General features: G+C 45.5%; 7 protein-coding genes. All 7 read left to right on the plus strand.

From position 1 onward, the window contains the following. Positions 1-462 precede the first annotated feature (462 nt). The 7 genes from JGK11_RS27475 to JGK11_RS27505 all read left to right on the plus strand — a co-directional run bounded on the left by JGK11_RS27475 (position 463) and on the right by JGK11_RS27505 (position 14,102). On the plus strand, positions 463-1,071 hold the full coding sequence (locus JGK11_RS27475) for a hypothetical protein (RefSeq protein WP_293155138.1): 609 nt from the start codon (positions 463-465) through the stop codon (positions 1,069-1,071). Between the two features lie 6 nt (positions 1,072-1,077). Next, positions 1,078-4,032, plus strand: a complete 2,955-nt coding sequence (locus tag JGK11_RS27480) for an OmpA family protein (protein WP_293185789.1) — start codon at positions 1,078-1,080, stop codon at positions 4,030-4,032. A 2-nt stretch (positions 4,033-4,034) separates the two neighbouring features. Beyond that, positions 4,035-4,571: a Rab family GTPase gene (locus JGK11_RS27485; RefSeq protein WP_293185788.1), complete on the plus strand. Its 537-nt coding sequence runs from the start codon at positions 4,035-4,037 to the stop codon at positions 4,569-4,571. A gap of 249 nt (positions 4,572-4,820) precedes the next feature. Further along, positions 4,821-5,210 (plus strand): RRXRR domain-containing protein, encoded by a 390-nt coding sequence (locus JGK11_RS27490; protein ID WP_293185787.1) that lies wholly within the window; start codon positions 4,821-4,823, stop codon positions 5,208-5,210. Between the two features lie 209 nt (positions 5,211-5,419). Next, positions 5,420-6,877, plus strand: coding sequence for a PAS domain-containing sensor histidine kinase (locus JGK11_RS27495; protein ID WP_293193608.1), 1,458 nt, complete (start codon positions 5,420-5,422; stop codon positions 6,875-6,877). A 317-nt stretch (positions 6,878-7,194) separates the two neighbouring features. Next, positions 7,195-9,984, plus strand: a complete 2,790-nt coding sequence (locus JGK11_RS27500) for an adenylate/guanylate cyclase domain-containing protein (protein WP_293185785.1) — start codon at positions 7,195-7,197, stop codon at positions 9,982-9,984. A gap of 413 nt (positions 9,985-10,397) precedes the next feature. Continuing rightward, positions 10,398-14,102, plus strand: a complete 3,705-nt coding sequence (locus JGK11_RS27505; protein ID WP_293213701.1) for a PAS domain S-box protein — start codon at positions 10,398-10,400, stop codon at positions 14,100-14,102. The last annotated feature ends 1 nt before the right edge of the window (position 14,103 follow it).

Below are 14,103 nucleotides of genomic sequence, written 5' to 3' on the forward strand. Positions count from 1 at the left end.
AGCCGACTCCCTTGGGTGAAGCAGGAAGCAGACCCTTCAAGAGCAATCTTGATTGAATAGTGAGACTTGAGAAAGTTTAGCTAAGTTTTGTGTAGCAGCTTACAACCTACCTTGCTGTCTGGAGGAATGTCTGCGCTCCTCTGAGCTTGCGGCAAGGCAAGAATAGCAAACCGCTATTTTGGGGAGCCTCGTTGTGGCTCTGATGATTGCCTCCAAGAACCTGAATTTCAGGAGATTTACAGTTAAACTTCTCAAGAATCTCATCCCCGACTTTCGGGGAGGGAGTATCTAAAAGTCGAGCTGTCCCCAGTCAAAAAGCCCCTGTATCTGACAACTGTCAACGATCGCAGTAAAAGTCAGCAGCACGTCTTTTGACCCTGCTCAAACCGTTCGACTAGCAGTTTAACAAAAAATATAGTACAGTTCTTAAACTCACAATTTTCGGAGATTCGAGGTAAGATCATGGCCGAAATAACTAAAGAAGAAATGCGCGAACGCCTGGGAAATATTGACCAGATTCGCGATATAATTTTCGGGGCGCAGCTTAGAGAATACGACAATCGTTTCGACAAAATAGATTCCGACTTGTCGATGATGCAGCAAGATATGCACGCTCGCATCGAACAAGTGAAAACAGTTCTGTCCACAGAAATGAGGGCGGCAGTTGATTCGTTAGAAAAGAAAGTTAAATCGCTCACCTTAAATACGCAAGAAGAAAGTGCTGACCTCCGACAGCAAATCGATCGCGTTAACCGCAAATGCTCTAGCACCATCGAAGCCCTCGACGAGGCGATCGACAATCAAACCAGTTCCATTCGCGACGAACTCTCCCAAACCAGAGAGCGACTCTCCGAAGAAACCCGCACTTTGAAAACACAGGTTTTTGAAGAACTAGACCGACGCTTTTCCATGCTCAGAGATGTTAAAGTTTCCAGAGATGACATGGCAGAAATTCTGTTTGAACTAGGAATGAGACTCAAAGGAACAGAATTTGTGCCCGAACTTAAAGGCGTTGCTGATAATAAGTCAAATAACGAATTTTTGTTGCCGGAGCGCCACCATCACGGATAATAACGCATGGCTTTACCGAAAGAAAATCCAGAAGTTGAAAATCAGCTAGAGGGTTTTGTTTCTAAACCTGACGAGTCTGCTGCCTCGGCAGCAACCCAGCTAGACCCCTTGTTGACTCTGTTATTCGATCTCAAAATTATTGCTGGTTCAAAGCAGCAAAATCCCGAGTCCGAAGCTGACAGCAGCGGCAAAAACGGTCAAGCTGGGGCCCTCGGCGGGTCGATCGATTTGTTAAGTATTTCCTCCGCACAGCCAGAGGAAATTGCAGCGCAGCAAAATCCCGAACCCGAAGCTGCTAGCAGCAGCGGCAAAAACAGTCAAGCTGGAACCCTCGGCGGGTTGATGGATTTGTTAAGTATTTCCTCCGCACAGCCACAGGAAATTGCAGCGCAGCACAATTCCGAACCCGAAGCTGACAGCAGCGGCAAAAATAGTCAAGCTGGAGCACTCGGCGGGTTGATGGATTTGTTAGGTATTTCCTCCGCACAGCCAGAGGAAATTGCAGCCGTGCCAGAAACTGGCTCTTGCCAACCCGATTCTACTGCTTCCCCGGCTGTTGCAGACGAGTCCCACAATTTGCTGTTCGCTACTCACAAACTCAACACTTCTGAACTGGAAAGAAACTATTCCTCAGCTAAAACTATAGATGTTTCCGCAGATGTTTCGGATTTGGAGAGAGAATCACCCTCGCTACAAGCATTCCCTGACTTAACAATTTCCGATTCTCCCCAGTACGTACAGCGCGAAAAATCCCAGGATTCTGCTGACACCGCTGTAGAGAATTCGCCCATTCCCCAAACTCTGGCGCCACCCGCAGCAACCGATCCGAATTCCTCAGTGTCCGGACTTTCGCAGCCATCACAAAAAATATATGCAGATGCAAGTGTGGCATCAATTGAACCGAACCGAGAGTCGCAAGAACAGCCGATACCACTATCGCAGCGATCGGAAATCATAGGCGATATTAAACAAGAATTCAATGAAGCCGACAGCGCGATGGGAAGGCTGCAAAATCTGATTTTTGGCTCGCAAATGTCAGATATCGAGCAACTCAAAAATCTCCTAGCAGAAACTGATTTGCCGGGGGTGTGCAATCTGCTAGCAAGCATCGACTCTAAATTAGAAAAACTGGAACACCAAATCTACGATCCACAAGAGCTGATCGCCCTAATGCTGCCTTGGATCGCAGAAATTCTCAGCCGCAAAATTGCCGATTCCAGAGAAGAAGTTGTTAATGCGATAGTCCCAATTATTGATGAAGTGATTAGGGCTAAAACTGTGGAAAACAGGCAAGCAATGAGTTCGGCGATAGGTGAGTTGCTGCCCGACGCACTTGCTCAACAAATAGAAAATTCGCCAGCGGATATTGCTCGGGCGATCGCCCCAGAAATGGGTTTGGCGATAAAAGAGCAAATTCGCCTCGATCAAGAGTCGATCGCCCAAGCCCTCGCCCCGGAAATGGGCAAAGCCATTACAGCCCAAATCGCCCTCGAACGCGACTCTATGGTGGATGCTCTCTATCCCGTCATTGGCAGTACGATCTCTAAATACATGGCAGAAGCTATTAAAACTATCAACGAAAAAGTCTCAAATAGCTTAAGCATGGAAGGAGTTGGGCGCAAAATTCGCTCCCAAGTACAAGGAGTCTCCGAAGCTGAATTAATCCTCAGAGAATCAATACCTTTTACCGTCCAAGCAGCATTGTTAATTCACAAGGCATCTGGCTTGGTAATTTCCGAAGTTCAACACCCCGCAGGCAATTACCAGTTAGAAGCGGAAATGGTAGCAGGAATGCTCACAGCTATTCGCAGCTTTGTGAACGAATGCATCGTTCAGCCCGGAGAAATTTCTGAACTCAATCTAATTGAATACGGCGACTCAAAAATTATGTTAGAAGTAGCGGGATACTGCTACATGGCAGTCGTGATTAAAGGAGAACCGCCACAGTCGTTCATTAACAAACTCCGGCAAACACTTACTAATCTGATCCTTAATTACGCTAAATTAATTCACGAGTTTAACGGCGATCCCGGTACTATACCGGACTCTGTGCACCCGTTCATCCAAAGTTTATTCGACCCGGTGGAAAGGGAAAAATCAAAAAAACCCCCCTTCGTGCTGATCGGGGTGACGATCGCAGCGCTAACCTTAATCTCAACACCTTGGGTAATTTATCAGCACCGCCGGAGCATTGACCGCCCCCTGGCAACAAATGCCGCTTTAGCTTTAGCCTCGACCCCAGAATTAGCGGTTTACCGCTTAAACGCCGACGTGGAGGGCAACACTCTCAAGTTAACCGGAAATTTGCCAAATCCAGAATTGCGGGAAAAAGCCGCCAAAATAGCCGCCTCAACTGCACCAAATCTGAAATTAGACAATCAAATTGTCGCTGTAGATGTACCTCCAGATCCCGTGTTGACGGCGGGTGAGGTGCAGCGGATCACCGCTGTTTTGAACCGCTTGTCGGGTGTTTCTATTTCTAGTCGGTATGGCGATCGCAAAGTTACAGTAGAGGGGACAGTCATGGAGGCTGTCGATTCACAGAAAATTGCTCAGTCCCTGAAGCAAATTCCCGGCGTTGAGTCAGTCGTTAGCACTGTGAAACTAGATCCGCTTAAAATTGCCACCCGCATCTACTTCGACCAAGGAACGACAACATTAGACTCAGCATCAGAAGAAATTATCGCCAGTGTTAAAAGTTTCATGGATCAATATCCTCAAAAACAGATTAAGATAATTGGACACAGCGATCGCACTGGGGAACTTGTCATCAATCAACGGTTGTCGCTCCAGCGTGCCACAGCAGTGCGAGATGCTTTGCTGCGGCAAGGTGCCAATCCGAAGCGCCTCCTGGCGGTTGGCAGTCAAAATCCTCCCCCCGGCGTGGAACCCAATCAACCGCTACTTTTAAGCAGATGCGTGCTATTTGAACCAATAACTAAGATCGTAAACAGCAAATAATTATGTCAGTTACTATATCTAAAAAAATGTGCATGATCGGCGACTTTGGCGTCGGTAAAACCAGTCTGATCCGCCGTTTTGTCGATCGGCAATTCAGCGACGAGTACCTCTCCACCGTCGGAGTAAAAATTTCCCGCAAAAGTATCGCATTAGAAAACACCAAACACCCGGAAAGTGTCACCGCACAGTTGCTGATTTGGGACTTAGAAGGACATACAAAATTCAAAGGAATCGCACCGACTTACTTACAAGGAGCTAGCGGCGTTTTAATCGTTGCCGATGTCAGCCGCTCCGAAACAGTTGAGCGAATCTCCGAACACGTTAAGCTGTTTTCTTCAGTCAATCCCAAAGGATCAATAATCGTCGCTTTGAACAAAGTAGACTTGATTGACGAAGAAAAATTGGCACTGCTAGTGGAAATCTCCCACTCAATCGGTCAAGACAAAGTAATAGCAGTTTATACCACATCGGCTAAAACCGGCAAAGACGTTGACGAAATTTTTCACAAACTAGCTTACACAATGGTAGAACAAGTATGAACCGTTCGTAGATGTATACCCACATCTACCCAAACAGAGCCTGCATTGGGTAGATGCTGCGAACGTGCAGGAACAGGATAAGACCTACGTTGTTTGAGTCATGACACCTACAGATGAACGCCAGTTTGTAGCTCTGTCGATTGCTATTAAGGAACGGATTAATTACATACAGATCCGCGTGTTGCACTCCCAACAAGCTCTTTCAACATTTCCGAGGCAAACATTACTTAGAAATAAGGCTGACAGAAGATGTCAAACTACGTTTTTCTCATTGATGCCAACAAAAAACCGATGAATCCGGTTCATCCCAGTCACGCCAGAAAACTTTTAGATTCGGGCAAGGCTTCGGTGTTTCGGCGCTATCCGTTCACACTGCTCCTCAAGCGAGTAGTAGAAAACATTGGGAGCATCTCAGTTTTGCAAGAAGCATTTTTTATGGTAGTGCTGTCCCCGCTCGCGTGCTTGTACAAGCACGCGAGCGGGGACAGCACTGTAAATGCAAAACTGAGATGCTCCCGGAATATTGGGTGCATCTCAATGCAAGCAAATATATCCGTAGGGGCGAAGCATGACCGTAGTCAATATGGGATTATAACTAATAACTTATATGCGGTCATGCTTCGCCCTCTTCCCAAGTGAGATACACCCGGAATATTGCACAACAGTTCACAGGAAAGATGGTTACAGCTATGCCTGAAAACATACTCAAAAAAGAACGAGTGTCTGGATATGTCCACCAATAATTATCGAACAGTATGAACCCCCTTTTTAGAAAGCTCCTGGGTCCGCGACAAACAGAGTATCTAATAGTAAATCACAATTTCATCATTCAGGAAACCTCTGCCGAAGTGCAGAATTATGCCGATACTCCGGGTGACGCGCTCCCCGGTACAGATGCTCGCATCTGTTTTCCCGAACTGATTGGAATTGAAAATATCCTCATGTCGATCGTGATGGGAAGGCGGCCGAGTTTTGAACTCAAAGGTATCGCTCGGTTTGCCGACAACAACCGCCCTTTATACTTCGATATGTTGGCGATAGAACATGAAAACGAACAAGATATGGCAAGTAATTTGCTAATTTTGATTGAAGATGCCACCGAAAAAATGGTGATGAAGCAATCCTTGATTCAGAGAGCGAATGAAGCTAATCTTTTGCTGAGCGCCTTAGCCGCTTCAAAAGATTATATAGATAAAGTGATTCGCTCCATGGGCGATGCTTTGTTGGTGACAACAACATTAGGAATTATCAAAACAGTCAATCAATCGGCACAATGGTTATTTGGGTACAGCGAAGCAGAATTAATCGACCAGCCTCTCTCCATCATAGTAGTCGAAGAAACATTGCTTTACCAAGGTCGCCACCGCTATATTTTGTCTCAAAAAGAGCTGCTCAGAGAATTGGAAGTAGTCTGCACTACTAAATCGGGAGAAGAAATTTGGGTAGAATTTTCCTGCTCGGCAATTCAGACAGAATTAGACGGACTTTATGATTTCATATATATCGGCAGAGACATCACAGAACGCAAGCAAGAAGACATGGAAATTCGTCGCTCTCTGGTAAAAGAGCAAGAACTCAGACAGCTTAAATCTCGTTTTTTCTCGATGCTGGCTCACGAATTCGGCAATCCTTTAAATACAGTATTATTTGCTACTCAAATTCTCAAAGAATATGGGGACGAAATTACCCAAGCGGAAAAACAAGAATACCTCGAACACGTTAAATCAGCATCTAAACACATGGCTCAGCTATTAGATGACGTGCGGTTGCTCAGCAGCGCCGAAGCTGGAAAACTCCAATTCAATCCCGCACCACTTGACTTGCGAAAATTTTGTAGCGAGTTAGTAGAATCAATAAAAATTAGCTACGGACAAAATCATAAAATTAATTTTGTTTGCAGAAAATCTATTGCGCCTGGGAAAAAAACCGCTCCGGAGTCGGAGGCAACAGAATACTCGCCCGCACTGGATGCCAAATTGCTGCGGCACATCTTGACAAACTTGCTGTCAAATGCTGTAAAATATTCGCCGATCGACAGCTATATTGATTTTCAATTAAATTGTCGTCATGAAGAAGCTATATTTAAAATAAAAGATGCGGGCATTGGCATTCCTATAGAAGACCAAGAACAACTGTTTGAATCTTATTACCGGGCCCAAAATGTCGGAAAAATACCTGGTACAGGACTGGGTTTATCCATAGTTAAACAGTGTGTAGACCTGCACGGAGGTCAAATCGAATTTTCCAGCGACACAGGGTTAGGCACTACCTTTGTAGTCACAATTCCATTTGCAAAACAGAGGTAATACGATTTGGGAATTGGGAATTGGGCATAGGGCATAGGGCATAGGCATAGGGCATACCTCACCACGCTTGAGAACCGTTATAATACGATTTTCCATTTTCCATTTTTCGATTTTCCGATTTGGGAATGACCCGCCCAAAAATGGGTACCGTGCCACGTAAGCGACCTTGGCTGGTCTATTCCAAAACTTTAGACAAAACTTCAAGGTGCCAGATTCATCAAATCGAGCAATGACTAATGACCAATGACCAATGACCAATGACTAATGACTAATGACTATCACGAACTGAGGGCACGTTCACCACTACAAAATCCAACATGACAACCCTGTTAAATAAATTGTTGGTTCCCCACCACTTGGAGTACCTAGCACTGGATCAAGACTTTCTTATCGCAGAGACATCTCTCAACGTGCAGCGGTTTGCCGACTGTCCCGAGGAAGTAGTTACCGGAAACGATGTCCGCATTCCCTTTCCCGAATTCCTGGGAACTGAAGAAATTTTAATCGATATTTTTGAAGGGCGGTTGCCAAATTTTGAATTAAAAGCGATGACGCGAGTATTAGAAAATGGCTCGCGGCTTTATTTTGATATGTATATCGTCGAGTTCAGCAATGACGATAGCGAGCAGAGATTAATTGTATTTTTTGAAGACGTAACCGACAGGATGGGTTTGGAACAAACTCTAGTTCAAGCTACCAATGAAATGAATATTTTATTGAGTACCTTAGCCGCTACTAATAATTATGTTGAAAAAATTATTACTTCCATGGCCGAAGTTTTGTTGGTGACAACGGCCTCGGGAAAAATCAAAAAAGTCAATCAAGCGGCTCAAGATTTGTTCGGTTATAGCGAATCGGAATTAGTAGGTCAGCAAATAGACACCCTTACTGCTGAGGGCGCATCTTTGCAAGCAGTCAGCCAAGAGTCGCCTCAACAATCTCAAACTAATACTGAAGTAATTTGCACCGCAAAAACCGGAGAAAAGCTGACAGTTTCCTTTTCCTGTACGCCGATTCCAAGTGACATGAAAAGTTTTTCTGCAACTTCTACGGCCCTCCAAGATTTTGTGTACATCGGCCGCGACATGACATACAGACAGCGAGCCCGCAAGCGAAAAGTAGCTCAGTACGTCACCACTCACATCCTCTCTACATCCGAAACAATCAAAAAAGCTCTAGAAGCAATTCTCCCCGCAATTTGCGACAGTTTGGGGTGGGATACTGCCGAACTTTGGATGCCGCCGGAAGCTGGGGAAAAACTGCTGTTAGGAAGTAAGAGAATAACTGCGATTTCCGACCCCAATTTGCTGCGGTGCGTCGCCTGTTGGACAAAAGGCTCAGTTTCCATCCCCAAATTTGCCGAATCTGCCGAACAAATGATCTGTGGATTCGGGGAAGGATTGTCGGGTCTCATTTGGGGCAGCGGTTCGTCTCAGTGGATTGCGGATGTAACAGAAAGCGAAATTTTTATTAGCAGAGAAATTGGCGTAGAAGAACGACTGCACGGAGCTTTTGGCTTCCCAATTTTGGGGGACTACGAGCAGGAAAATTCTGAAAGCTCTGTGTTGGGGGTGATGACTTTTTTTAGCCGCGAAGTGCAGTATTTGGATGAAGAATTGCTCCAGACAATGGCAACAATCGGCAGCCAACTCGGTCAATTTATTAAGCGCAAGCAAGCGGAAATAGCTTTGCGGGAAAGCGAAGAACAATTACGAGACTTATTTGAAAATGCTACTGACTTAATTCAAAGTATTGGAGCTGACGGTCATTTTTTGTATGTAAATCGGGCTTGGCGGGAAACTCTGGGCTACAGCGAAGCCGAAATTGCTCAAATGACTGTTTTTGATATCATTCATCCCAACAGTTCCCCAGAGTCGATGGAGATATTATGTCAAGTTATTACTAAAAAAGCTGTCAATGAAAATACTTTTTATCCCCACTCTATTCAGATAATATTTATTACTAAGAATCACGAACAAATTTTGCTGGAAGGTAGCATAAACTGTAAGTTTTTGGAAGGTTCTTTAGTAGCGATTCGCGCTATTTTGCGAGACATTACTGCTCGCAAGATGGCGGAAGATGCTCTAGCAAAATCTGCTTCCTTGCTGCAAGCAACTTTTGATTCTACTGCTGACGGTATTTTAGCTATTGATAGGAGCGGAAAAATAGTTACTTTCAATCGAGAATTTGTGGAAATGTGGGGGGTACCTAGCGACGTGATGGCGCTGCGAGACGACGCAACAACGATCGCCTTTGTGCAGAACCAACTCAAAGACCCGCAAGCATTCCAAGAGAGAATAGAATCGCTTTACGACCAGCCAGAAGCCGAAAGTTTTGACTTGTTGGAATTTGAAGACGGCAGATTTTTTGAACGCCATTCGGAACCGCAGCGGCTGGGAGATAAAATTATCGGTAGAGTCTGGAGTTACCACGATATTACGGAACGCAAGCAAGCAGAAGATGCCCTGCGGGAAGAACAAGAAAAATCGGAAAATCTGTTGTTAAATATCTTGCCCGTGGCAATAGCAGAACGACTCAAACAAAACGAAACGACTATTGCTGAATATTTTCCCGAAGTGACTGTTTTGTTTGCTGATATTGTGGGGTTTACAGCTTTGTCTTCTGTGATGAATCCGATCGACCTCGTGGAGCTCCTGAATAAGATTTTCTCAGGATTCGATATGTTGTGCGAGCAGCACGGCCTAGAGAAAATCAAGACCATCGGCGACGCATACATGGCGGTAGGAGGGCTGCCCTACCCTCGGGCAGACCATGCAGAGGCGATCGCCCAAATGGCTCTAGATATGCAAAAAGAGATAGCTCGGTTTAATGGTCTGAATAAGAAATATTTTAGCATCCGCATCGGCATCCACAGCGGCCCGGTTGTTGCCGGAGTGATTGGCATCAAAAAGTTTATTTACGATTTGTGGGGCGATACGGTAAATATCGCTTCCCGCATGGAATCTCATGGTTTGCCTTGGCGGATTCAAGTCAGTGAAACTACTTATGACTTATTGAAAGACAAATATTTGCTGGAAGGGCGCGGAACTATTGAAGTTAAAGGTAAAGGGGGTATGAAAACTTATCTGCTTGTTGGTAAAAAATAAGTTGGCAGTTGACAGTTGACAGTTGACAGTTGACAGTTGACAGTTGACAGTTGACAGTTGACAGTTGACAGTTGACAGTTGACAGTTGACAGTTGACAGTTGACGACAGTTGACAGTTGACAGTTGACATAGTGCGAACTCATAGGCAGCATCTCATGTTTGTAAAAAGGATTTTTTTATTATAGTGCGAGCACGCAAGAGCTCGCGTATTGTAGAATACGCGAGCGGGGACAGCACTATAAATGAAAACTGAGATACTCCCAACTCATATAACTCGCGAACAGGAGTCAGCAGTCAGCAGTCAGCAGTCATCAGTCATTAGTCATCAGTCATCAGTCATCAGTGATTAGTCGTCAAGCTGATGACTAAAAGTGTTGCTAAAGTTAATTAGGAATACTTTTTGACCAAGATTTATGGAACTTGCTAATTTGTCGGTAAATTTACGATCGCCCTTAGAATTTGTCGATCGCCATCCTGTGACAGTTTCGCCCTCAACTTCCCTCCCAGATGCGATCGCCCTAATCCGTCTGGCGATGGACGCTTGTCCGCTACCGAATTCACCTGCACACTCAAACGAAACGGTAACAGCATCAATTAGTTGCATCTTAGTGGTCGAGGAAAATCAGCTAGTCGGATTGCTAAGGTTGGCAGATCTGCTGAACTTAGCCACCACATACGGATGGCAAGAAATGAAAGTTTCCGTCGCCATGACGCGGAATTTAGTTGTCTTAAAAGAATCAGAATTTACAGATATTTTTACCGCATTTAAGCTATTTTGTCAATACTCGATCGATTGTTTGCCAATTGTAGGTGAACGGGGTCAGCCAGTAGGTTTAGTCACCGCAGAAAGGATTCACCCAGAAATTTACAGCCTCGTTAAAATGTTGCAGCAAGAAGTTGTCAAACTTCAGCAAAAACAGTGTGAACTCTTAGAAAGTAAGTCAGAAATCGAAAAACAAGTCAGCGATCGCCAAAACGCCGAAAATGCCCTGCGGGAGAGCGAGGCGCGCTACCGGGCGATTGTGCAAGACCAAAGCGAACTGATTTGCCGCTACCTCCCCGACGGCAAATTCACATTTGTCAATCAAGCTTACTGTCGCTATTTCGGCGTGCAACCAGAAGACTTGCTCGGTAACAGTTTTATGCCACTGATCCCAGAAGTAGACCGAGAAATTTTTCAAGAACAATATGCTTCTCTGTCTGCGGAAAAGCCTGTGTTTACTTGCGAACACCGAGTAATTTTGCCGAGCGGGGAAATTCGTTGGCAGCAGTGGATCGATCGGGCTATCTTCGATGCAAACGGAGAAATTGTGGAGTATCAAGCTGCCGGTCGGGATGTCACCGATCGCAAACAAGCAGAAATCGCTTTGCAGCAACTCAATGCAGAGTTAGAACTGCGAGTCCAGCAGCGCACTAAATTTTACGAACTGGCAGTATCGGCGGGCAAAGTGGGGGTTTGGGACTGGAATTTGGAAACCGACGAAATCTACGTCGATCCGTCTTTAAAAGCTTTGTTGGGCTATCAAGACGCAGAGATTCCCAACTGCATGGAACATTGGGGATCTCTGGTTCACCCGGACGATCGAGTTGCCGTCGGGGCAGCAGTCTCTGCTTATCTAGAGGGTGTGACAGAAATTTTTGAAGTCGAACACCGGATGCTCCGCAAAGACGGTAGCAACTGCTGGATGTTTGCCCGCGGGACTGCGGTTCGATCGCCCGACGGCAAAACCTACCGACTGATCGGGACTGACACCGACATTACCGATCGCAAATTGACCGCAGAAAAACTGCAAAACTCGGAAGCTGAACTGCTGGCGCTGTTTAATGGCATGACGGATATCGTGCTAGTTTTCGACGCCAGCGGCCGCTACCTCAAAGTCGCCCCCACGCCTCCCCAATTGCTGTACAAACGGGCTAATGAAGTGCTAGGCAAAACCCTCGCCGAAATCTTCCCAGAAGCCGAAGCTAATTTTGTCCTCGGCCACATTCACCAAACCTTGGCATCTGGGGAAACCCACAGAGTTGAATACAGCATGCAAATTGAGGGCAAGTTAATCTGGTTTGATGGCAGTATTTCGCCGCTGGGAGTCGATCGGGTGATGTGGGTAGCGCGAGACATTACTGCTCGCAAACAGGCAGAAGCTGCACTGCAAAAGAGTGAGGAAAAGTTTCGCAATTTGTTTGACGATGCTCCAATTGCGATCGGTTTGGCAAGCGTGCACGATTACCGCACGATCGAGGTGAATGAAGCTTACCGCCAGATGTTGGGCTACAGCGATGAGGATTGGGCGGTAATGAGTTTCGCTGATGTCACCCACCAGGAAGATTTACCAGCAGATGTCGAGCAAGTCAAGCAGTTGGTCGAGGGCAATATTCCTCGCTTTCAAATGGAAAAACGCCTGATTAAGAAAAATGGCGAGCTGATGTGGGCAAACATGACGGTGACGCTGATTCGGGATGGCGAGGGCCTTCCTCTCTACAGCATGGCGGCGATCGAAGATATCAGTTACCGCAAGCGCGCAGAAATGGAATTGCAGCAGTTAAAAGAACGCCTGCAATTTTTACTTGCTTCTAATCCTGCGGTAATTTTTACTGCCGCTGCGGCGGGGAAATTTTGTATTACTTACATCAGCGACAACGTTCAGACAATCGTTGGCTACGAGCCGCAAGAAGTGTTAGCAGATTCTAACTTTTGGTCGGGCAGGATTCACGCTGAAGATCTGCCACAATTTATAGTAAACTTTTCTGCTTTGTCCGAGGGTAAAAATTGCATTTACGAGTACCGCTTTTTGCATAAAAATGGAATGTATCGCTGGCTGCGGACAGAACTGAAACTATTGGTTGACAGCAGGGGCATTCCGATCGAAATTATTGGTTACGCCGCCGATATCAGCAATTCTAAATGCGCTGAAATAGCTTTGCGGCAGCAGTTTGAGCAAGAACGGCTGGTGGAGGCGATCGCCCGTCGCGTCCGCCAATCTTTGCAATTAGAGGAAATTCTCAACACCACGGTTGCCGAACTCCAGCAAGTCTTGTTAGTCGATCGAGTTTTGGTATATCAAATTTTACCCGAAATTGGCGGTCGAGTCATTGCTGAAGCGGTGGTAGAAGGATGCAGTCGGCTGATAGATAGATTTTTTGGCCGAGAGGTTTTTCCTACCGAATGTTATCAGCTTTATTTGCAAGGACGAATTTGTGCAATTTCCGAGCTAGATGACCCCTCCATTACACCTTGTATGATGGAATTTCTGCAACAAATTGAAGTTAGGGCTAAGTTAGCAGTCCCAATTATTCAGCACAGCCAACTTTGGGGATTGCTAATCGCGCACCAGTGCGATGGGCCCCGGGAGTGGCAAGAATGGGAAATGAATTTATTTCAGCAGTTGGTGAATCAATTGGCGATCGCCATTCAGCAATCTCTACTTTACCAGCAACTGCAAGCTGAACTGAGCGATCGCTTCCAAGCGGAGGCAAATTTAAAAAATTCCCTCAAAGAAAAAGAAATTTTGCTCAAAGAGATTCACCACCGCGTTAAAAACAACCTCTGCGTAGTTGCCAGCCTGTTAGAATTGCAATCTAACACGGTTGCCGACCCCCAAATAGCCAAAATGTTTGAAGAAAGTCAGAACCGCCTCTACTCTATGGCTCTGATTCACGAGAAACTGTACCGATCGACTAACCTGGCAAAAATTAATTTTGGCGAATATCTAGAAGATTTGGTCAGTAACTTGTTTCAGTCTTACAATATAAGTGACAACCGCATTCAGTTGCAGGTATTAGCTGAACAAATCTCCCTAAATATTGAGACTGCTACTCCCTGCGGCTTAATTGCTAATGAATTGGTTTCAAATACCCTGAAACACGCTTTTCCTCACGATACGAGCGGTACAGTTAGTGTACAATGCTATCAGACTGGCGATCGGGAAATCCACCTCTTCGTTAAGGACAACGGGATTGGCTTTCCTGAAAACATAGATTTTAGGAAAACTAACTCGATGGGCTTTCAAGTTGTCTGTACTTTAACCGAGCAGTTAGAAGGAACCATCGAAATGTCAAGAGAAATCGGCACAGCCTTTCACTTAGTATTTAACGAGTTAATTTACTCGCAAAGGTTCTAAA

It is taken from the genome of Microcoleus sp. PH2017_34_RAT_O_A (genome assembly GCF_020737885.1).
In the GTDB taxonomy this organism is placed as follows: Bacteria; Cyanobacteriota; Cyanobacteriia; order Cyanobacteriales; family Microcoleaceae; genus Microcoleus.